Origin of the sequence: Streptomyces sp. NPDC050617 (genome assembly GCF_040654795.1) — a bacterium.
GTDB lineage: Bacteria > Actinomycetota > Actinomycetes > Streptomycetales > Streptomycetaceae > Streptomyces.
On sequence record NZ_JBFAIS010000021.1, the window covers coordinates 95,355 to 115,655 of the forward strand.

General features: G+C 71.8%; 22 protein-coding genes. 10 read left to right on the forward strand and 12 right to left on the reverse strand.

Annotation, left to right across the window (positions count from 1 at the left end; all coding sequences use genetic code 11):
- The first annotated feature begins 32 nt into the window (after positions 1-32).
- On the forward strand, positions 33-1,376 hold the full coding sequence (locus AB0I49_RS25835) for an alpha/beta hydrolase (protein WP_363229461.1): 1,344 nt from the start codon (positions 33-35) through the stop codon (positions 1,374-1,376).
- 117 nt (positions 1,377-1,493) lie between these two features.
- On the opposite strand, the gene AB0I49_RS25840 is transcribed toward AB0I49_RS25835, so the two are convergent.
- From AB0I49_RS25840 to AB0I49_RS25860, 5 genes are all read right to left on the reverse strand, one after another.
- A complete protein-coding gene (locus AB0I49_RS25840) occupies positions 1,494-2,267 on the reverse strand; it encodes a class I SAM-dependent methyltransferase (RefSeq protein ID WP_363229462.1) in 774 nt (257 codons plus the stop codon).
- A gap of 352 nt (positions 2,268-2,619) precedes the next feature.
- Positions 2,620-3,459 carry a nucleotidyltransferase domain-containing protein gene (locus tag AB0I49_RS25845; protein WP_363229463.1) on the reverse strand — a complete coding sequence of 280 codons (840 nt, stop codon included), beginning with the start codon at positions 3,457-3,459 and terminating at the stop codon, positions 2,620-2,622.
- Positions 3,460-3,730: 271 nt separating this feature from the next.
- Positions 3,731-4,153 carry a VOC family protein gene (locus tag AB0I49_RS25850; RefSeq protein WP_363229464.1) on the reverse strand — a complete coding sequence of 141 codons (423 nt, stop codon included), beginning with the start codon at positions 4,151-4,153 and terminating at the stop codon, positions 3,731-3,733.
- A gap of 4 nt (positions 4,154-4,157) precedes the next feature.
- Complete coding sequence (locus tag AB0I49_RS25855) at positions 4,158-5,009, reverse strand: helix-turn-helix domain-containing protein (RefSeq protein ID WP_363229465.1); 852 nt, start codon at positions 5,007-5,009, stop codon at positions 4,158-4,160.
- A gap of 204 nt (positions 5,010-5,213) precedes the next feature.
- A complete protein-coding gene (locus AB0I49_RS25860; protein ID WP_363229466.1) occupies positions 5,214-5,963 on the reverse strand; it encodes an SDR family oxidoreductase in 750 nt (249 codons plus the stop codon).
- A gap of 334 nt (positions 5,964-6,297) precedes the next feature.
- Between AB0I49_RS25860 and AB0I49_RS25865 the strand changes: the two genes are divergently transcribed.
- Together AB0I49_RS25865 and AB0I49_RS25870 are read left to right on the forward strand one after the other, a co-directional pair.
- Positions 6,298-7,359 (forward strand): DUF4232 domain-containing protein, encoded by a 1,062-nt coding sequence (locus tag AB0I49_RS25865; protein WP_363229467.1) that lies wholly within the window; start codon positions 6,298-6,300, stop codon positions 7,357-7,359.
- A 47-nt stretch (positions 7,360-7,406) separates the two neighbouring features.
- Positions 7,407-7,664: a hypothetical protein gene (locus tag AB0I49_RS25870; RefSeq protein WP_363229468.1), complete on the forward strand. Its 258-nt coding sequence runs from the start codon at positions 7,407-7,409 to the stop codon at positions 7,662-7,664.
- Positions 7,665-7,840: 176 nt separating this feature from the next.
- Here AB0I49_RS25870 and AB0I49_RS25875 read toward each other — a convergent pair whose 3' ends face one another.
- The gene (locus AB0I49_RS25875) at positions 7,841-9,256 is read right to left on the reverse strand and encodes an amidase (RefSeq protein WP_363229469.1); all 1,416 of its coding nucleotides are present in this window, start codon (positions 9,254-9,256) and stop codon (positions 7,841-7,843) included.
- Positions 9,257-9,449: 193 nt separating this feature from the next.
- Here AB0I49_RS25875 and AB0I49_RS25880 point away from each other — a divergent pair, with 193 nt between their 5' ends.
- The 4 genes from AB0I49_RS25880 to AB0I49_RS25895 all read left to right on the forward strand — a co-directional run bounded on the left by AB0I49_RS25880 (position 9,450) and on the right by AB0I49_RS25895 (position 12,542).
- Positions 9,450-10,115, forward strand: coding sequence for a TetR family transcriptional regulator C-terminal domain-containing protein (locus AB0I49_RS25880; protein WP_363229470.1), 666 nt, complete (start codon positions 9,450-9,452; stop codon positions 10,113-10,115).
- Between the two features lie 96 nt (positions 10,116-10,211).
- Positions 10,212-10,655: a hypothetical protein gene (locus AB0I49_RS25885; RefSeq protein WP_363229471.1), complete on the forward strand. Its 444-nt coding sequence runs from the start codon at positions 10,212-10,214 to the stop codon at positions 10,653-10,655.
- Between the two features lie 145 nt (positions 10,656-10,800).
- The gene (locus AB0I49_RS25890; protein ID WP_363229472.1) at positions 10,801-11,937 is read left to right on the forward strand and encodes a sensor histidine kinase; all 1,137 of its coding nucleotides are present in this window, start codon (positions 10,801-10,803) and stop codon (positions 11,935-11,937) included.
- Complete coding sequence (locus AB0I49_RS25895; protein ID WP_363229473.1) at positions 11,934-12,542, forward strand: response regulator transcription factor; 609 nt, start codon at positions 11,934-11,936, stop codon at positions 12,540-12,542. Before AB0I49_RS25890 ends, AB0I49_RS25895 begins: the two co-directional genes overlap by 4 nt.
- Before the next feature lie 97 nt (positions 12,543-12,639).
- Here the strand turns inward: AB0I49_RS25895 and AB0I49_RS25900 are convergent, their stop codons facing one another.
- The 3 genes from AB0I49_RS25900 to AB0I49_RS25910 all read right to left on the reverse strand — a co-directional run bounded on the left by AB0I49_RS25900 (position 12,640) and on the right by AB0I49_RS25910 (position 15,017).
- Entirely contained in the window at positions 12,640-13,593 is a 954-nt protein-coding gene (locus tag AB0I49_RS25900) for a hypothetical protein (RefSeq protein ID WP_363229475.1), read from the reverse strand.
- A 186-nt stretch (positions 13,594-13,779) separates the two neighbouring features.
- Positions 13,780-14,082, reverse strand: coding sequence for a hypothetical protein (locus tag AB0I49_RS25905; RefSeq protein ID WP_363229476.1), 303 nt, complete (start codon positions 14,080-14,082; stop codon positions 13,780-13,782).
- The gene (locus tag AB0I49_RS25910) at positions 14,079-15,017 is read right to left on the reverse strand and encodes a hypothetical protein (protein ID WP_363229477.1); all 939 of its coding nucleotides are present in this window, start codon (positions 15,015-15,017) and stop codon (positions 14,079-14,081) included. Before AB0I49_RS25910 ends, AB0I49_RS25905 begins: the two co-directional genes overlap by 4 nt.
- Before the next feature lie 256 nt (positions 15,018-15,273).
- Between AB0I49_RS25910 and AB0I49_RS25915 the strand changes: the two genes are divergently transcribed.
- Complete coding sequence (locus AB0I49_RS25915) at positions 15,274-16,020, forward strand: polysaccharide deacetylase family protein (RefSeq protein WP_363229478.1); 747 nt, start codon at positions 15,274-15,276, stop codon at positions 16,018-16,020.
- A gap of 160 nt (positions 16,021-16,180) precedes the next feature.
- Here AB0I49_RS25915 and AB0I49_RS25920 read toward each other — a convergent pair whose 3' ends face one another.
- Positions 16,181-17,134: an aminoglycoside phosphotransferase family protein gene (locus tag AB0I49_RS25920; RefSeq protein ID WP_363229479.1), complete on the reverse strand. Its 954-nt coding sequence runs from the start codon at positions 17,132-17,134 to the stop codon at positions 16,181-16,183.
- 114 nt (positions 17,135-17,248) lie between these two features.
- On the opposite strand from AB0I49_RS25920, the gene AB0I49_RS25925 reads away from it, so the two are divergent.
- Together AB0I49_RS25925 and AB0I49_RS25930 are read left to right on the forward strand one after the other, a co-directional pair.
- Positions 17,249-18,058: an AAC(3) family N-acetyltransferase gene (locus tag AB0I49_RS25925; protein WP_363229480.1), complete on the forward strand. Its 810-nt coding sequence runs from the start codon at positions 17,249-17,251 to the stop codon at positions 18,056-18,058.
- 27 nt (positions 18,059-18,085) lie between these two features.
- Positions 18,086-18,520, forward strand: a complete 435-nt coding sequence (locus AB0I49_RS25930) for an SRPBCC family protein (RefSeq protein ID WP_363229481.1) — start codon at positions 18,086-18,088, stop codon at positions 18,518-18,520.
- A 66-nt stretch (positions 18,521-18,586) separates the two neighbouring features.
- On the opposite strand, the gene AB0I49_RS25935 is transcribed toward AB0I49_RS25930, so the two are convergent.
- Both AB0I49_RS25935 and AB0I49_RS25940 read right to left on the reverse strand, forming a co-directional pair.
- A complete protein-coding gene (locus tag AB0I49_RS25935; protein WP_363229482.1) occupies positions 18,587-18,916 on the reverse strand; it encodes a putative quinol monooxygenase in 330 nt (109 codons plus the stop codon).
- A gap of 189 nt (positions 18,917-19,105) precedes the next feature.
- A complete protein-coding gene (locus tag AB0I49_RS25940) occupies positions 19,106-20,128 on the reverse strand; it encodes an acetamidase/formamidase family protein (protein ID WP_363229483.1) in 1,023 nt (340 codons plus the stop codon).
- Positions 20,129-20,301 lie beyond the last annotated feature (173 nt).

Consider the following 20,301-nt stretch of genomic DNA (forward strand, 5'->3'; position numbering starts at 1 on the left):
CCGTCCCTCCCCCACGATGAACAGGCCACTTGATGAACTCGACGCATAACGCGCAGAGCCCCTCCCCACGCGGCTCGCGAAGCCCTTCCCGCCGCGCCAAGCGCTCAACAGTCCTCGCGGCCCTGGCGTGCGCCCTCGCCCCCTCCGTGCTCTCCACCCCCGTACCCGCGCACGCCGCCGACTCGAAGCCGCCGGCCGGCGGCGCGGTGCTCGAAGCCCGCTACGACCTCGGCGACCAGGCGTTCCATCCCCCGGCCGCGCTCGGCTACAAGGGCAGCGGCGAACTCGCCGGCGCCGTCTACTACCCGGCGGATCTCGGCAGCGGCCGGCACCCCGTCGTCCTCATGCAGCACGGCTCCTGGGAGACCTGCGCCGACGCCACGGCCGCGGCCGACAGCGCCCGCGCGACGAAGGCCCGTGACGAAGCGCGAAAGCGCGGCGACAAGGCCGAGGAAGCACGCCAGCAAGCGCTGATCGAAAAGGCGTCGGAGAAGCTCTGGGCCTGGCCGTGCGCCCCGCACACGAAGCAGATACCGAGCAGCAGGGGCTACGACTACCTCGGCCGCGCCCTCGCCGCCAAGGGCTTCGTGGTCGTCTCGATGGGCGCCAACGGCATCAACGCCACGGCCGGCGGGCAGGCCGACACCGTCTACCAGGCGCGCGCCGCGCTGATCGATGAGCATCTGCGGCTCTGGCAGCGCCTCGCCCGCTCGGGCGACGGCCCTCTTGCCGGGGCCCTCACCTCGGCGAAGACCGGTGATCGTGTCACGGCGAGCTTCCGCGGCCGGCTCGACATGGGGCGCGTCGGCCTCCTCGGCCACTCGATGGGCGGCGGCGGTGTCATGCAGGAGATCGCGGACGACAACCGCTCCTCCTGGCCCGCGGGCGTCGGCATCAAGGCCGCGTTCGCCCTCGCTCCCACGGCCACCTGGGACAACGATCCGGTGACCCGTACGCCGTTCGCGGTGATGTGGGGCACGTGCGACGAGGTCAACACCGGTTCCTTCTTCGAACAGAACCGGGCCGCCGGGCGCGTACCGCTCTACAAGTACACGCTGACCGGCGGCAACCACGCCTTCTACAACCGCCAGTGGTCTCCGAGCAGCGGCCAGGTGGCGTCGCGGGACGACGCCGTGCCGGGCAAGCGGCCCGGCACGTGCCTGTCCCAGTTCGCGGACCGGGACCAGCCGCAGAAGGAGCAGCCGCGGCTGGCGGAGGGCGAGCAGCGGCTGCTGACCGTCAATCGTGTGACGGCCTTCTTCCAACGGTTCCTGGAGAACAAGGCCGACCGCGATCCCTACCTGACCGGCACGCGGCCGTTCCCGGGCGAGCCGGACGGGACCGTGACGACGTCGTTCGCGGCGGGCAAGGGGTAGTCGCAGCAGCCGCAGGGGCGGGGTACGCGCCGCGGTCGCCCGCGGACGCGCGTACGGGGAATGGGACCTTCCTCGCGCGCCAGTCGGCACGTACCCCGCCGCCCGTCGGCCGGGCCGCTACTGCCGGGTCAGGTAGTGGAACATGCCGTCGGGGCTGATGCCCTCGGAGCGGAAGCCGCACTGCTTGAGCAGGCGCTCGGCCTGCTCCATCGTGTACAGGCGGTAGTCGCAGCGCTGGTGGGCCACGATCTCCTCGACGGCCCCGTTCCGCTGGTTCCCGGCCGCTCGTCTGACGTAGTAGTCCTTGGTGAAGGTGTTGTCGGGCGCCGGGCGGATCTTCTGGGAGTAGACCAGCCCGCCGGGCAGGGTGCGTTCGTGGTCGCGGTGCGGCCCTTGGGTGGCCAGCGCCAGGAGGCCGTCGGGCTTCAGGGCCGCGTGCACCCTGCTGAGCGCGTTGATGTTGTCGTCTTCCTCCAGTAGGTGGCTGGCGAGGAGGGCTTCGTCGTTGCCGTCTCCGTCTTCGCCGTCGCCGTCTTCGCCGTCGTCGTGGATGAAGTACCAGACGCCGCCGACCGAGTACGCCGCGTCGAACGGCGACGGAACGGTCAGCCGGCGGAGGTCCGCCTGCACGAACTCGGCGCGCCCGCCCAGCCGTCTACGGGCCTGGGCGAGCATGCTTTCCGTGTGGTCGACGCCCGTGATCTCCAGATCGGTCGGCGCCAGGTCCAGCAGCTTCTCGCAGACGAGCCCGGTACCCGCGCCGATCTCCAGAAGCCGGCGGCGGTCGCCGATGAGATCGAGAAGCGTACGGGCGTAGGCGTCGTAGTCGTAGTAGCCGGACGTCATGATGAGGTCGTAGTGGGTTGAGAGCCCCTCGTAGGAATCGCTCACGGACGGACTCTAGTGAGGCCCTCCGTGAAGCCGACAGGGGCCTTTGAGCCGTGCGGCTCCTGATGGCCGTGCGGTTGGGCGTACGGGCGGTGGCCGGCCGCGCCCCCAGCCGGACAACAGGTGCCGGGCCTGCCGGGTGCTCCAGGTGGAGTCCCGAACGCGGCGAGTACGGGACTCCCTCACCTGCCGCGTGACCGGCGACGGAAATCGGCCGGACTCCCCCGTACCTCACTCCGAAGCAGCGGCTAAATGGCCGAAGTTGAGGACATCCCGCCGCGCGGCCATGGCGCGAACCGGTCCTGAGCGCCGCGGTGCGCTGCGGTGCGGTGCGCTGCGGTGCGGTGCGCTGCGGTCAGCGGGTGTCGTTCAGGAGGCCGCTGATCTGTTCGTGGAGCGTGCGGAGTTCGGGCGGCGTGTGGAGCCTCCAGCGGTCGGCCGCCTCGGCGGCCAGGTCACGGCTCCAGTGCCAGCTCTCGCACGCCGCCTTTCGTACGTCGTGCTCGTGAGCGGCGGCGGTGGTGGCGGTGTAGCGGGAGCGGTCGGCGGCGGGGAGGTCCTGTTCCAGCGCGCGGCTGGGGGTGAGCCAGTGGGCCGTGCTGTCGCGCAGGAGGCGGCAGAGCTGGAGTTGCAGGGGTGCGACGACGGCGTGCAGGAGGTTGTGGGCGCGGGCGGTCTCGCCGCGGGCCAGGACATGGGCGAGCATGAGCGTCCAGTTGGTCAGCTCGTTGATGAGCTGACCGGCGGTCGCTACGGGCTCGGGCGAACGGAACTCCGCCAACTGCCGTGCCGCGCGGGCCAGCCGGCCGCTGCGGTCGAGCAGCACGGCGTCTTCGGGGCGCGGCAGGTGCACCATGCCCCGCCACGTGGGCACCTCGTCGATGCCCGCGCCGGCCGCCGTGAGGTGGAACTCGCCGCGCATCAGGTCGTCGAAGACCACGGCGAGGATGCCGTGCATGTTGGTGTACGCCAGCTTGAGCGGCGCGAGCTGTTCGAGGAAGGCCTGGCCGTCGAAGTCGGCGAGACGGTCGTCCTGGACGTAGAGGTACGCCTCGATGTCCGAGTGGGCGTCGGCCTCGCCCATCGTCCACGAGCCGTAGAGGAGGACGCCCTCCAGGCGGGGATCGGCATGGGCGAGCCGCCGCAGGCGGGCGACGCGATCGTCCAGAGCGGGACAGGCGGAGTGCGTGTTCATGATGGGGTGGATTCTCCTGAGGTGAGCGTGCGCGCGCACGTCGACGGGGCCCGGCGCCTGCCGGGCGGATGCCGTGGACCGTCTCGGTCCGTTCAGGAGAAGTTGCAGCACATGATCGCGAGCATAGGGGACGCGCATTCGGCCGCGGTACCGGGTACGGGCGGTCCTCAGTGATCGGTGCCACCACGCCCTCAAGCCCCGCCGGCCCTCGTGCGGGCCGGCGGGGCGGGGACGGTGGGACAGGGATGGTGGGGTAGTCAGGGGCGGTACGTCAGCTGCTCGGGCGGGGTTCGCCGCGGTAGGTGCCGAACGCCCACTTGTTGCCCTCGGGGTCGGCGATGGCGAATTCCCGGCTTCCGTACGACTGGTCCTCGATCTCACGGATGATCTTCACGCCCGCCTTGCTGAGCCGGGCGTACAGCTCGTCCACGTGGTCGGTGACGACGTACGCGCCGAAGGTGCCCGGCTTCACGCACCACTCGCTCTCGGGTTTGTAGGAGCCGAGCATCACGGCTCCGCCCTCGGGCCAGTCCAGTTGGGCGTGGGCGACGCGGCCGCCGTCCTGGTACACGGCCGTGCGCAGGAAGCCGACCGTGCCGACGAGGAAGTCGATGAGCGCGGGAGCGTCATCGGCCTGGAGGGTCGGGAAGATCTCGGGGGTGCGGGTCTGTGCTGAGGTGTGCTGTGTGTCCATGGGTTCAGCCTCCGCCGTTGTCGTGCCCCCCGGCTTGGATATTCCGGCACTCTTCGGCCAGCCACGCGCTGGGGCTCAGGCCCGTGTACTGGTGGAAGTCGCGGACGAGGTGCGAATGGTCGTAGTAGCCGCAGGCCGCCGCCATACGGGCCAGGTCGGGGCCGTCCCCCGCGGCGGTCGCGCGGACGATGGATGCCTTGGCGTGCTCGAACCGCATCAGCCGGGCCGCCTGCTTGGGGGTCGCGCCGGTCTCGGCGCGGAAGAGGGTGCTCAGGCGGCGTTCGCTGAGCGCGACGTGCGCCGCGAGGCCGCGCAGGGTGCCCGCGCCGCGGTGCCGGGCCAGCCACGTCCATGCCTCGGCGACCTCGGGGCGCGGCTGCGGCCGGTCGCCGTGGGTCGCGAGCTGTGTCTCCAGGTAACCGGCGAGCGCGGCGAAGCGCGCGTCCCAGCCCGGCGCCTCGGCGAGCCGACGGCGCAGGTCGGCGGCGTCCCGGCCGAGTACGTCCGTGCCGTGCGTGACGAGCTGTCCGGTCAGCTCGGCGGCCGGGAGCCCGAGAAGGGCGCGGGCCGCGAGCGGGTGCACGGCAAGCTGGATGCCGGTCTCGTACGCGGGCTGTACGACGTACGCGGGGCCGTGGTGCAGGCCGCCCACGACGATGTCCGTGCTGATGGCGTCGGAACCCCTCGCCTGGTCCGGGGTGGCGCCGCTGGTGACGGGGCCGTCCAGGGAGAAGATCAGGGTGAGGTAAGGGGAGGGCAGCCCTCGGTGGAGGGGGCGCGTCGCCTCCTGGCCCGGCCTCACGGCGCGGTAGCCGACCGCGGAGATCACGCCGCCCGGAAGGGGGCCGGCTCTCACGAATTCTTGCTTCGGGGCCACAGGTACCACGGGGCCCGTATGCGCCCTCTCTCTTATCGTTACGAATGGGCCCTTATCGACCTTACTGCCCTTATCGCCCTGCCGTGCCGCTGGTTCGAGGCTCAAAATTCACGACTCAGGAGGGGCGGCGGTTCGTGCCGTGCCGCGGCTCGTGACGTGCGACGACTCATGAGGAGCGGCGGCTCATGAAGTGCGGCGCAACCAGTCCTCGAAGCGGGTTTCCGCCGGTCGGGCGCGGCCCTCCTCGGGGACGAGGCTGTGTTCCGCCAGTTCGGAGCCGTAATAGCGGGCGTGCGGGTCGGCGACGACCGTGCGCGGGTCGTGCCACGCGCGCAGCGCTTCCGCCACGATCTCGTCGAAGCGGAACCGCTGCGGCCCGGCCACCTCGACGGTGCCCTTGAGCGGGGTCTCCACGACGGTCCGGGCCACCGCTTCGGCGACGTCCTCGGCCGCCATGGGCTGGAAGAGCACGGGCGGCACGCGCACGGTGTCGCCGCTGGTGGCGGCGTCGGCGATGCCCTTGACGAACTCGAAGAACTGCGTCGCCCGGACGATCGAATACGGGATCTGCCCTTGCTTGATCAGCTGCTCCTGGGCGACTTTCGCCCGGAAATAACCGTTGTCGGGCAGGCCCTCGATACCGACGATCGACAGCGCCAGGTGGTGCGCCACGCCCGCCGCGGCCTCGGCGGCCAGCAAGTTGCGGGTGGAGACGGTGAAGAAGTCCAGCACCGCCGACTCCTCGAAGGAGGGCGAGTTGGACACGTCCACGACCGCCTGGGCTCCGGTCAGCGCCTCGGCGAGGCCCTCTCCGGTGAGGGTATTGACGCCCGTACCGGGCGCGGCCGGAACCGCCTCGTGGCCGCGGTCGCCGAGTTTGCCGCACACTTTGCTGCCGATGAGGCCGGTGCCTCCGATGACTACGATCTTCACGTCTCGCACTCCTTGAGAGGCAGTACCTGGTGGCGGTGGCGAGTGTTGCGGCCGTTGTGGGTGTGGCGAGCGTTGCGGGCGTGGCGAGCGTACGGGTTTGCAGACCACGGCTCGTCGGGGGCGCGCCAGGGGGTTCCATTGTTCAGACCCCCGTCGTGCTCGGCGAGCGCCGATCCGGACACTTCCGCGGCAGCAGGCCGCCGGGAGCGCCCCCGGCTCAGCTCCAAAACCAGCAGGTCATCTGCCATCTCCCGGCCAGCCTGTGACAGGGCTGTTACGCGAAATACGCTTTTCACATGGTCTGAAGTGATCTGGTCCTGATTGACTCGTCCGCATGCGCACCGTCCCCCTCGCCCTTCCCGCCGCCGCAGCCGTCGCCGGTGCTCTTCTCCTCACGGCTTGCGGATCGCAGAAGGCCGGTTCCGACTCGCCGGGCGACGGCTCGGCGCACGCCGGAGGGGCCGGTTCCGCCGGCCGCTCCAGCGCCTCCCCCTGCGGGGTCAGACCCTCCGGCGCCACGGCCACGGCCACCCCTCCGGCACCGACGGGAGACCCTTCAAAACTGAAGAAGGACGGGGTTGAAATCACCGCCATGGGAGGCGGGACCGAGGCTTGCGCCGACTTCACGGTCACCAACCACGAGTCACAGGCCCTCACTTACACGATCACGTTCACGTTCGTGTCGGAGGCTGGGGAAGCCCTGACGAACACGGAGAAGACCGTGCCGTCCGTGAAGCCCGGCCAGACGGTGAAGGGCACCGTCATCGCGGACGGGCGGCTCCCGGACGGCGGTCCGCACCCAGGCGCACGCGGCGACGCACGCGCGCGGATCACCTCGGTGCGGAGCGTCCCCGCCGACGAGGCGCCCTCCAAGGGAGGCGCCTGCCCTGCTTCCGGGGTGCGTGTGTACGCCGACGACGGCGATGCCGCGATGGGGCTCCGCGCCGTCAGCATCCACCTGGAGAACTGCGGCGACCGCATCAGCCGCCTCAACGGTTACCCACAGCTCCAACTGCTGGACGCGGCGCACAAACCCGTCGACAGCGTGGAGGTCCTGCACGGCGGCTCCGCCATCTCCACCGGCACCGGAGCCGACGGCGCGCCGCGGCCACTGGCCCTGAAGCCCGGCGAGCGCGCGTACGCCGTGCTGGTCTGGCGCAACACCGTCGAGAGCGGCGACCCCGTGAACGCCCCGTACGTGCGGCTGCGGGTGAAGCCCGGCGCGGACCCGGTGATGGTGACGCCGGAACTCGACCTGGGCACGACGGGGAAGCTCGGCATCGGCCCGTGGAAGAAGGACGAGACGCAGCGGCCGTCGAACGACGACGGCGCGTCCGGAGCGCGGTCGCCTGAGTCCCCGCGTCTGCCGGGCACCCCCGACCGGCCCCGGCCCTGACGGACCCGCATCACCACCCTTCGGCCGACCTGTTGATGAAATTGCTGGTGAACTTGCTGGTCAGGGCGGACACCCGCGGCACCGTTCCCGTCGAACTGGACCCGGCATCCCTCGGCTTCGGCACTCCGGCCATGGCCGCCCAGACGGCCGCCTCGATCCGCGCCCTGGACGCCATCGCCGATCAGTACGGCATCGCCCTGCCGGGCCTCGCCATCACCGAGGGCAGACTGCACTCCTTCGAGTCGCGGTCCTGGATACGTCCGCCCGGCCCTGGGGAGACCTACATGACGGTCACTATGGGTTGACGCACGCGCGGCTCGGCCGTGGTCGGCGTGGCCATACGGACGCCAACGGACTCCGAGGTGCCGGGCGGGCGCCGAGTGGAATCCGCCGCGGGCTTGGCCGGGCAGCCGGCAGCCGGGCAGCCGGGCGCGAGTCAACCGGGTCGGCCGGGGCAATCCGGTCGGTCCGGCCGGCCGGGTCACATCGGGTCGAGCGGGGTGAGGACTCCGAGGCGGTCCTCGATGGACTGGGCCGCCGCCAGGCACATGTCCTCTCGGAACGCGCGCCCGACGATCTGCACACCCGAGGGGAGCCCGTCGGCCACCCCCGTCGGCACGGCTACGGCGGGCACACCGACGAAGCTGGTCACGCTGCACAGGCGCATTCCCGAGCCGACCCGGTCCCGGCCGGCCTTGTCGCGTGACTCCAGCCCCGGTTCGACCGGCGGTTCGGTGAACGACGGGCCGAGCAACAGCGGGTATTCGTCGAGGAATTCGGCCCATGAGCGGCGGATGTTCAGCCAGGTGCCCATCAGCTTCATGAGCTCCTCCGCGGTCGCGGGCGGGGTGCCCTCCATCGCGGCGGCGATGTAGCGGTCCCCGCCCTCGCCGAGCAGCTTGCGCACCGCGGGCCAGGTCGGGGCGAACTCGGTCACGGTGATCCGCCCGTACGCCTCCAGCGCCTCGTCCAGGCGCGGTACGTCCCCGACGTCGCGCACGTCGTATCCGGCGTCGGCGAGCGCGTCGGCCGCGGCCGCGACCGCGGCGCGGATTGCGGGGTGGACGCCGTGTCCGCCGGGGTCCGCCACGACGGCGACCTTCACCGGGCCGGCCAGCGGTTCGCCGTAGGCGGGTGCCGGTACGGCCCGCGGGTCGCGCGGGTCGGTGCCGGCCAGCGCCTCGTACGCCAGCCGCAGGTCGCCGACGCTGCGGGCCAGCGGGCCGTCGGTGACCAGCATCTGCGAGGCCGGTCCGGGGTCGTCCGGGCCGAGGACGCGGTGGTCGGCGGGGAACCGGCCCGTGGACGGCTTCAGTCCGGCCACGCCGCAGAACTGGGCCGGGATGCGCACCGAGCCGCCGGAGTCGTTGCCGAGCCCGAGCGCCGCCATGCCCGTGGCGACGGCCACCGCGTCTCCCCCGCTGGTCCCGCCCGGAGTGCGGGTGCTGTCCCACGGGTTGACGGTGTCGCCGAACATCTCGCTGCGGGTGTGCATGCCCGCCAGGATCAGCGTCGGCATGTTGCTGTGCCCGATGGGGATGGCCCCGGCCGCGCGCAGCCGCGCCACAGGGGGCGCGTCGGCCGGGGCCACCAGGTCGCGGAAGCGCTCCGTGCCGAACGTGGTGGGCACCCCTTCGACGGCGGTGCTCTCCTTGACCGTGAAGGGCACGCCCGCGAGCGGTCCCATCGCCTCACCGGCCGCGCGTCGGCGGTCCGTCCGCTGCGCCGCAGTGCGCGCCTGCTCCGCCATGAGCTGCGTGACTGCGTTCACCTGGGGGTTGACCTCGGCGATGCGGTCCAAGTGGCTGTCGATCAGTTCGACGGCGGAGATGTCGGCGCGGCGCACGGCCGCCGCCTGTTCGGCGGCCGGCATCTTCCACAGGGCGTCTTCCCGCATGGCCTTCCCCTTCTCTCATTCACACGTGTCCCATTCACGCGCCGACGCACACCCGTACGTCGGCGCACACCGCATCGCGTTCCGATGCGCTTGCATCGGAACCGTACCCTGGAACTGATGCGAGCGCATCGAATAAAGTGCTCCGCAGCCCGGAGCGCCACGAAACCATCGCGAGACCAGGAGGCCACAGGGGATGCCCAAGCAGGTGGACCACGCGAACCGACGCCGCCTCATCGCCGAGGCCGTCTGCCGCCTGGCCGACGAACGGGGCCTCGAAGGCGTCACCCTGCGCGACGTCGCGGCGCGCGCCCAGGTGTCGATGGGCGCCGTTCAGCGGTGCTTCCGCGCGAAGGAGGAAATGCTCGTGTTCGCCCTCGCGCACATCGGCGAGCGGATCGGCGAGCGCGTACGGGCCCGCCTCGTCAGGAGCCCGGCGCAGTCGGCCGGGACCAGGCTGGGGCACGCGGCCGCCGAGGTCTCGCTGCTCCAGGAGGACCATCGCGCCGAGGCCAGGGTATGGCTCGCCTTCGTCGCGCAGGCGGCTGTCAGCGAGGCACTGGCCGCGACGCTGAAGTCCAACTACGCGGCTTTGCAAGGGGTGTTCGCGGGCCTCATCACCGAGGCGACGGAAGCGGTGAACCCTGCCGGGAACGACGACCGCGCCGCCGCGCCCGTGGACGCACAGCGCGAGGCCCGCGCCCTCCTCGCCCTCGCGGACGGCCTCACCACGCATGTCCTCATCGGGCACCTCGCCCCCCGGGAGGCCGAGGACATCCTCCACGCGCACCTGGAGAACCTCTGGGAACGATCGGGCCGCGAGACGGTCCGTACGACGGCTCGCGGGACGGACGGCCCGTAAGACCCCCTAGGGGTCTGCACCCATGACAAATGTCATGGGTGGGTGATGCGCGATCTCACTGCCCGGCCCCCGGGGCCCCCGAAGACCATGGGCCGTATGACAGAGAAGACCAAGACCGCCCCCGCCTTTCGCGTCGAGGACCTGACCCACCCGCGCAGCCTGAAGGCGCTCCGCAGCACGAAGCGCCTCGCCGGCGGCTACCTCGCCATCAGCGTGCTCACCCTCGCCGCCATCATCGTGATGCGCGACGACACCTCGGTGGTGAACGACGCCGTCTGGGTCCGGGGCGTCATCGTCGTCGCCAGCGCCTTGCTGACGTTCACCTTCGCCGCCCGCACCGCGCGCGGTTCCCGTGGCGCGTTTCGCCGGCTGCGGATCGCCTCGGGCGTCATGGTGGTGGCCATCGCGTGCATCATCGCGCTGCCCGGAACGTTCCCGATGTGGATGAAGATCGAGCAGGGAGTCTGCGGGCTGGCGCTGCTCGGCGTCGTACTCCTCGTGAACGGCCGTCAGCTGCGGACGCTGTTCGCCGCCGAGTGAGCCGAGCAGGCGGAGTGAGCCCGATGAGTGGACGAGCGGTACGAGCGCGCGACGGCCTCGACGTGGGTGCGCCGCGTACGCACGGCGGCCCGGCGGGCGGCGACGCCCGGAATCTCGCCGAGGCCGCGGTGTTAGCGTTCCTGCCATGGACAACACCGGGAAAGAGCCGGTGAGCGGCGGTCCGGAGGGCGACTCGCTGCGGTGGGCTCGGGGGTGGCGGCGCATGGTCCTGGCCGCCGGAATGCTCGTCTATCCGTGTGTGACGGCGGTCGGGACGGCGCAGTACGCGACGGGCGCGGGCGCCGTCGCCGGGTATGTGATGGTGGCCGGTTTCTGCTGCTGCTACGTGCTCGCCGCACTCTCCGCGGCCCAGCGCGCCTGGCGCCGCCTCGGGGCGCTGCTCGGCGTCATGACGGCACTGTTCGTCGCCGAGCTGCCCGTCGCCAGGGAGTACGCCTTCTTCCTCTGCGCCGTGGTCGTATCGTTCGCCGCCGCCTTCTTGAAGCGGCACGCGGTGCTGGTCGTGGCGGCCGGGGCGGTCGCCGCGCTCGTCGTGCCGTGGGCGGTGCGCCCGTGGCACAGCGGGCCCGGCTGGTTCGAGGCAATCGCCGTCGTCTTCACGGCCGTGACGGTGTACGGGTTCTCCGAGATCGCCGTAGCCAACCGCGCGCTGTTGGAGGCGCGCGCGGAGGTGGCCCGGCTGGCCTCGGAGGCCGAACGGGCCCGGATCGCACGCGATCTGCACGACCTGCTCGGCCATTCGCTCACGGTCATCACGGTCAAGAGCGCCCTGGCGCGCCGGCTGACCGCGAGCGGCTCCCCGCGTTCGCTCGACGAGATCACGGAGGTGGAGACCCTGTCCCGGCAAGCGCTCACCGACGTACGGGCCGCGGTGTCCGGCTACCGGGACGTGACCCTCGCCGGCGAGATCGCGCGCGGCCGGGAACTGCTGCGGGCGGCGGGCGTCCTGGCCGACCTGCCGACGGCCACCGACATGGTCGCCGGCGCGCACCAGGAGCTGTTCGGCTGGGTGGTGCGCGAGGGCCTGACCAACGTCGTGCGCCACGCGCGCGCCGCCCGGTGCACGGTCGCCCTGTCGGCGTCGCACGTGGAGATCCGCGACGACGGCGTGGGCGGCGCGGCCGTCGCCGGCAACGGCCTCGGCGGCCTCCGGGAGCGGGTCGCGGCGGTCGGCGGCAGCGTGGACGCCGGGCCGCTGGGACCGGACGGCGGCTGGCGGCTGCGCGTAACCCTCGACCCGACGGGCGGTATCCCGGCATGACGATCCGACTGCTGCTCGCCGATGACCAGGAGCTGATCCGCAGCGCGCTGTCCGCGCTCCTGGAGCTGGAGGAGGACTTCCAGGTCGTCTGCTCCGTGGGCCGGGGCGACGAGGTCGTCGCGGCGGCCCGCGAACACCGCCCCGATGTGGCCCTGCTCGACATCGAGATGCCGGGCCTGGACGGACTGGCCGCGGCGGCGGTGCTCGCCGCCCAGGCGCCGGACTGCCGCGTGGTGATCCTGACGACCTTCGGCCGCTCGGGCTATCTGCGGCGGGCGATGGAGGCCGGAGCCGTCGGCTTCGTCGTGAAGGACGCCCCGCCGGAGGCGCTCGCGGACGCGATCCGCCGGGTGATGAAGGGGGAACGCGTCGTGGATCCGGCGCTAGCCGCCGCGACGCTGGCGGCGGGCGAGTCCCCGCTCACCGCCCGGGAGCGCGATGTGCTGAACGTGGCGCGTTCCGGTGCCACGGTGGCCGAGATCGCCGCCAAGCTGTACCTGTCCGAGGGGACGGTCCGTAACTACCTCTCGGCGGCGATCGCCAAGACCTCGGCTCACAACCGGATGGAGGCGCTGCGCGTCGCGGACGAGCGCGGGTGGCTGTAGCGGGGCGAGCCCGGCCGGCGGCTTCGGCGGCTATGGCGGGGAGCGGGGGCCCCGCTCCCCGAGCCCAGTGCGGGGACGCCCCCGGTCCGCCGCTGGTTCACCGGCCCTTCTGCTGGGCCCCCAGTTCCTTGAACATCTTGATCATGTCGGCGGTCTCACCGGCCGGCGGGGCCTGCACGGCGGCCTTGGCGCCGTAGTCGGAGTAGTCCACGGTCATGTTGATCGCGCCCTGCGGCGTCTTCATCCGTACGTCCATCTTCACCGGGTAGTCGTCGCTGTTGACCCAGACGTCGTAGTCATAGCTCTCGATACCCGTCTTCTTCACGTTCGCGAGCAGCTTTTCGCGCTGCTCGGGCGTGAGGGCCGCGACGCTCTTGTTGGACTTGAGCGCGGCCTCGACCGGCAGCGAGCCCTTGTAGTGCTCGGCAGGCCCGCCGCCGACGTCGCCGGAACCCACATGCTCGATGTCCGGCGAGCGGAGCAGTATCGCCAGCTGCTGGGACGGGTCCTGGTTCATGTCCTCCAGCCCGGCGGTCATCTGCTTCACGGCCTGCACGCCGGCGCCGGACTCCTTCGCGGCGGCCATCAGATCGACCTTGGCCCACTTCTTGCCGCCGAGGTCCTCGGGCTTCCCCTCGACGTACATGACGTCGTCCACCCAGATCATGTGCGACGTGCCGGCCTGACCGGCCCCCGAGCCCCCCGCGCTGTCCGCCACGGTCACGTCCATGACCGTGGGGTTCCAGCCCATGACGCCTGAGACCTTCGCGTTGTTGCCGTTCTTGATCGCCGACGGCGTCGACATGGTCATCACGACCTTCGCGGACTTCGCCGCCGAGGACTTCTTGTACGCCGCCGTGATCGCTTGCGCCGGAGTGCGCTTGTCCGCGCCCTGCTGGGAACTCTGGTTCCCTTTGTCGGCCTTCTCGGCGCCGGCGGCCTTCTCGGCCTTGTCGCCCTTGTCCGAACCGCCCTGGCAGCCCGTCACACCCGCCAGTACCGCCACCGCCGCCAGCGACACCCCCGCGCGCGCCATCGTGCTCTTCCGCATGCCCCACCCTTTTTGTCTCTCAAAACCGTCTATGCCACGCACAGTAATGCATTGGTCTGACATTCCACGAGGTAATAACGGCGGCCCCCGGGGGCCTCCTCGCCGGGCGCATGCGGCCGCCCGGCAGCGGTGAGGCACCGACAGGACAGCCGTCAGGCGCCATGCGGCGTGCGCCATGCGGCGTGCTCAGAGGCTGATGCCGATGAGCGTGACGGTGGGGGCGGCCGTGCCGAGGAGGCTGAGTGTCCAGTAGCGGGTTGGACGGAGGCGGGTGCGGCGGGCGATGGGCCGGTTGACCGCCCACCAGAGGAAGCCGCAGAGGGCGACCGGGAGTCCGAAGGCGATGAGGACGACGCCGAAGCCGTCGTTCTCCTCCGGCGCCGGGTGCACCCAGGTCGCCGCGATGTAGTTGAGCAGGTAGATCGGAACGACGGCGGGCACGCCGAGCAGCAGGTTGACGCCGAGCGCTGTGTACCAGCGTCCGATCATCGGTCCAGGTCCCTTTCCTGCTGCTGTTCCGCCCTGACCAGCTCGAGCATGCCGATGGTGTCGTCGGCCGGCGGGGCCTGTACGGCGAGCTTGGTCCCGTAGTCGGAGAATTCCGCGGAGGTGGTGGTAACGCCCTTTCGCGACTTCGCCCACGTGTTTATCCTGACCGGGTATTCGGCGCTGTTGACCCACACGTCGAAGGCGTATTCCTGGATGCCCTTCGTTTTCAGGTTCGAGAGCAGCTGCTCGCGCTGCTCGGCCGTGAGGGCCGCGACGTTCTTGGCGGTACTGAGCACGCTTTCCACCGTGAACGAGCCCTTGTAGTGCTCGGTGCGCCCGCCGCCGACGTCCTCGGGCCCCGCGTCCTCGATGCTCGGCGCGTAGAGCAGCAGCGCCAGCTTCCGGGCCGGGTCGTCATTCATGCCCTCCAGCTCGGTGGCGGTCTGCTTCACGAACTGCGCGTCGCCGGATTCCTTCACCGCGGCCGGCACGTCGAATGTGACCCACCCCTTACCGGTGACCTTCTTGGCATTCCCCGTTTCCATATACATGACGTCGTCGATCCAGATCGTGCGTCTCTTCCGGGCCCCGCCGGACGGCCCTCCGGTCGAATCCTGCTCCGTGACCAGGTCCACGGCCGCCGGGTTCCAGCCCATGACGCCGGAGCTCTTCGCCTTCATGCTGACGCCGGTCGCCGCCGGCGCCGATACGGCCATCACGACTTTCGCGGACTTCGCCGCCGACGTCTTCTTGTACGCGGCCGTGATGACCTGCTCAGGGGTGCGCGCGCCCCCGGCGCTCCCCGAACCCCCGCTCCCCGAACTCCGGCTCTCCGCACCGGCCTTGTCCGAGCCTCCCGCGCAGCCCGCCGCCCCCGCCAGCACCGCCACCGCGGCCAGCGAGACCCCCACGTGCCGCATCGCCCTCTTCCGCATGCCCCACCCTTATGCGTCTCTCAGCTCCAGTTATGCCACGCAGAGTAAGGCATTGGTCTGACATCTCACGCGGCAGCGTAGGTTCGGTTCGGCAGGCTTCATGACGTCTCGTCACCCGGACGGCCGCCGCGACGCCGCGGGTGCGGTGGCCGTTGGGGTGATGCGGCAGGCGGCAGCGGCGGGGCGAATGGGGCGCGGTGCCGGGGTGGCCGAGGCTGGGGAGATGGCGACTGACCGTACAACTGACCGTAGAGCCGTGCCGAGACGCCGCTTCCTGACCGGTTGCGGAGCGGGGCTGTTCTCGCTGTCCGCCCTCCCTCAGGCGCGCGCCGCCGGCGGCCGCGGCGCTCCGCCTCCGGCGCCGGAACTGCCGGAACGCACCGTACGAGCCGGGGCCATGACCCTGGCCCTCACCTTCGACGACGGGCCCAGCCCGCTCTACACCCCGAGGGTGCTCGCCGTCCTCGCCCGTCACGACGTACGGGCGACGTTCTTCATGCTCGGCGCCAACGTCGCGAAGTACCCCGACACCGTGCGCCAGGTCGCCGACGCCGGGCATGTGCTCGCCAACCACAGCTGGTCGCACCCCAACCTCGAAACGCTGCGTCCCGCGCAGGTCCGCGACCAGATCCGGCGCACCCAGGACGTCATCGAGCGCACCGCGGGGCGGCGGCCCGTGCTCTTCCGCGCGCCCGGCGGCCACTTCGCCGCCGCCGCGATGGCCGAGTGCGCCGCGCTCGGGCTGCGCCCCATCTCCTGGTCGGTCGACCCGGAGGACTGGTCGAATCCGGGCAGCCGCCGCATCGCCGACCGGGTGCTGGCCGATGCCCGTACGGGCTCGATCGTCCTCAACCACGACGGCACCCTCAGCGGGCAGGACGTCCCCGAGCACGAGGGGCTGGCCGACCGCTCCCAGACCGTCGAGGCGCTCAAGGTCTATCTCCCCCGCCTCAAGGCCGCCGGATACCGCTTCACCACGCCCGACGCGCATCCGCTGCGGTGACGCCGCGGGCCGATTCCGCCGCCGGATGGAGAGCCGGTGGGGCCGTCGCGTCAACGACGGGCGCCGCCCGGAACCGGTCCGGAAGGCCCACGACGCCCCGCCCGCGACAGCTGTCCCGCGCCGGCGGCCGTCGTCCCGACGCGGCGCGCCGGGTCGGGGCTCAGGCCGACGCGTCCATCAGGGCGGTGACGTAGGCGTCCAGGCGCTCCTCCACGGCTCGCGTCGTCAGCTCCGTCCTCCCCGCCTCCCGCCATGGCCGCGACACCGCCCCCACCTCTTCCGAGGCGGCCAGTCCGCTCCGCACCAGCCAGTACAGCCGTTCGCCCGCGTCCGCTGCCAGTACCCCGCCGGCCTCCTCGTACGCCTCGGTGAACCGCAGCCCCCATTCGGGGCCGTGCAGCAGCGCGAGGGCGGTGGAGCAGTGCGCCACGTCGAGATCCGCCGGGCCCCAAGAGGCCGCCGCCCAGTCGACGACGCCGGTGATACGGGCATCCGCCGGGCGTGCGGGCGGGACGTCGAACAGCACGTTGCCGGGGTGGAAGTCCCGGTGCAGGAACCGCCCCTCGTAGGGCGGCGCGGGCCTGCGGATCACGTCGATCGCCGCGGCCCACGCCGACGCGTCGGCGCACTGGGGGATCACGACGGTGTCGGCCGTCGTCAACGCCACGTATTCGCGGGGCTGTTCAACGGGGCGCAGCGCGTGGATCGCCAGGAGTTGCCGGGCCAGCAGGGGGACGCGCGCCTCCACTCCCTCGTCGTCGATGACCGTACGGCCGGCCAGACGCGTCATGAGGAGCGAGGGGTACTCGCAGTGCGCGGCCGTCGGATCCACCGCGACCAGCCGAGGAGCCGGCACTCCGGTCCCGGCGCACTCGGTCAGGGCGCCGGCCTCCCGGTTCAGCCAGTCCTCGGCGTCCGCCACGTCCACGAACGTCCGCAGCACCAACTCGCGGGCGCCCCCGTCCGGCGTGCCGATGGTCAGTGCCCGCATCTCGGCGGTGATGCCGCCGTGCAGGGCCTCGGCCCCGACGATCCGCTCGCCGGCTGCCAGGTGACGGCCCACCCAGGCCAGCGTCGACGGCCGGACGGCCGCCGTCCCATCGTGATTGATCATCGTGCCACCTCATCATGCGGGCGGAGCGCGCTGCCACCGCCTGCGACAGCGGTCACGTCGCCGTTTCCAAAATCGGTGGAACAGTTGTGGCGGGAACGTGCAGACTGATCGCCTATGTCGACGACACTTCCTTCCGGCCCCCTGTGCACCCGCGATTCGCTCGCCGCAGATCTGCGGGGCCTCGGTCTTCTAGAGGGCGAGACCCTGCTCGTTCATTCCTCTCTCAGTTCGCTCGGGTGGGTCTGCGGAGGCCCCGGCACGGTGGTGCAGGCGCTGCTGGATGTGCTCGGGCCGGAGGGGACTCTCGTGGTGCCGACGCATTCCGGGGAGAATTCGGATCCGTCGTTGTGGAGCAATCCGCCGGTGCCCGAGGAGTGGTGGGCGTGGATTCGGGCGTCGATGCCGGCGTATGACGCGCGGACCACGCCCGCCTTCGGTATCGGCGTCATCCCGGAGACCGCCCGGAACTGGCCGGGGGCCGTGCGCAGTGCCCATCCGCAGACGTCTTTCGCCGCGATCGGGCCGCTGGGCTCCGCGATCGTGGACGGGCACGCGCTGGACTGCCGACTCGGGGAGCGGAGTCCGCTGGCGCGGCTGGAGGAGGCGGGGGCGCGGATTCTGCTGCTGGGGGCGGACTTCGAGTCGTGTACGGCGTTTCATCTCGCCGAGTGCCGCGCGGACCCGCCGGAGGTCGACAACTCCTTCGCCGTCATGACCCCGCAGGGCCGTCGCTGGCTGACCGTGCGGGACTCCGGGATCAGCGGGGAGCGTTTCGAGGAGCTGGGCGCGGACTTCGAGCGGGAGCGGCCGGTGGTGCGGGGCACGGTGGGCGCGGCCGGGGCCCGGCTGTTCCCGCTGGGCGACGCCGTCGCGTACGCCCGGACCTGGATCACGCGACACCGGCCGTACGTGTCCGAGTCCTGACCACGCCGTCCTGAATACGATGGCGCCATGGCACCGTTCCTCATCGAATGCCGGACCCGGCTGCCGGCGGACGAGGCGTGGCGGCGGCTCACCGACTGGAAGCGGCATGCCGCGTACGTACCGCTCACCCGGATCACCGTGACGACCCCGCCGCCCAGCGGTACGGGTACGCGGTTCACGGCCCGTACCCGCCTCGGTCCGCTCGCCGTCGACGACCTCATGGAGGTCGTCCGCTGGCAGCCGCCCTCCGCGGACGCGCCGGGGCGCTGCCGGCTGGAGAAGCGCGGGCGGGCGATCACCGGCTGGGCCGAGATCGAGGTGTACGGGGCCGGGGCCGGGGCTCGGGCGCGCTGGACCGAGGAGCTGCGGGTCCGCGGGATGCCGCGAGCGCTCGACGCGCCGACCGCGTGGGCCGGGCGGCTGGTCTTCGGGCGTGTGGTGCGGCGGCTGCTCGACGCGTGACGGCGGCGCCCGGAGCCGATCGCTCCGGGCGCCGCCTTCCGCGTGCGTCGTCTGTGTCCTCGCGGCTCAGCTCTCGCGCGGGCTCAGCTCGCCCATCGGGCCCCAGTCCTCGGCCGGGATCTCGCCGTTGATGATCTCCGGGGTGCTGGCGATCAGCTCCGGCATCCAGGCCATCGCGGTCTGGAAGTGCTCCGAGTTGACGTGCGTCTCGCCCGCGGCGCCGTCCTTGAACGCCTCCAGGAGAACGAACTGATTCGGGTTCTCCACGCTCCGCGACCACTCGAAGAAGACGTTGCCCGGCTCCGCGCGGGTGGCGCGGGTGAACTCCTCGACCCGCGGCAGCCACTGGTCCACGTACTCGGGGCGGACGGTGAACTTGACGTTGATGAGGATCATGGCACTGCTCCTTCGCTGCACGGCGGGCCGACCGCCGGGTCGGCTCGGGAGCCTCCAGCGTGCCGGGGACGGTACCGGGCCCGGAAGCGCGGACCGTGCCGATTCCGGCCCTGCCGGAAAACCGGCCGCTTTCGGGTGCCGCCGGACGGCTCTGCCGGGCCGTTCCCGAGGCCCGGCGGCCCGTTCTCGTCAGCCGAGCGCCGCGGCCCTCGTCCGCAGGCGGTCGTGGAGGCCGCCGTGCGGCTCCGCCGCCGGCAGCCACTCCTTGCGGAGCTTGGCGACGCAGGTGTAGTTGCTGTCGCAGACGTTCGCGAGCGGGGATTCGACGGCTTGCGTCACGAACTGGTAGGCGTCCAGTTCGCTCAGGCCGTAGTCCCGCGCGAGCCACTGGATCAGGTCCAGCTGGGAGATGCGGAAGGCGTCCTCCAGGGGGCGCGCGGAGCCCGTCGAGATGATGTGGGTGTCCGACTCCAGGCGCGGCCAGGGAGTCGAGACGCCCTTGAGCAGCTCCACGATCACGACGCTGTGCATCGCCGTCTCGACCGCGACCCCGCATGTCTCGCCCTCGCCCTGGCGGGCGTGGCCGTCGCCCAGGCTGAAGAGGGCGCCTTCGACGTTGACGCCGAGGTAGCAGGTGACACCGGCGCGCATCTCGGGCGTGTCCATGTTGCCGCCGTGGGCGTCCGGGACGAGCGCGGAGCGCACCTCCAGATTCGCGGGCGCCACGCCGACGGTGCCGTGCATCGGGTCCATCGGCAGGGTGAGTTCCAGCTCGCTGTCTCGGGCCGTGAAGCGGCACTGGCGACGCTCGCGGTCCAGCTGCCAGATCCAGACGGCTTCGGGGAGCGGCGGGTGCAGGGCGGCGGTGGCGTGGGTGGCGGTCAGGGCTCCGAAGAGCGGCACGGTGGTGGAGGCGGCCCAGTCCCGGCGGGGTTCGATGGAGACGAAGTGCACGGCCAGGGTGTCGCCGGGCTCCGCGCCCTCGACGTAGAAAGGGCCGGTCTGCGGGTTCACGAAGGGGAACTCGCAGACGGTGGAGACCAGGTCCTTCTCCGTCCGTACCCGGCCGCCGAAGCAGTCCTCGGTGAAGACGTCGAGGACGGTGCCGGGCGCGATGCGGGCCACCGGCGCGGCCCCGCCGAACGTCCAGGCGTAGTCCTGCTCGCCGGGCCGGACGGTGACGATTCGGGGGTCTGAAACGGGGTCGTTCATACGGGCTCCTGGTCGCGGTGTACGTCGCGGTGCGGCGGGACGGCGGAGAGGGGGCGGGGCGTGCGCCGCGGGATCGGCAGCCCGGTCGTCACTGGTCGCTCCCCTCTCCCCTGCCGCTCTTGATCTTCCTGTCCCCCGCCTCCAAGAGGGTAGGGAGGCGGTGGCGGTTGCGG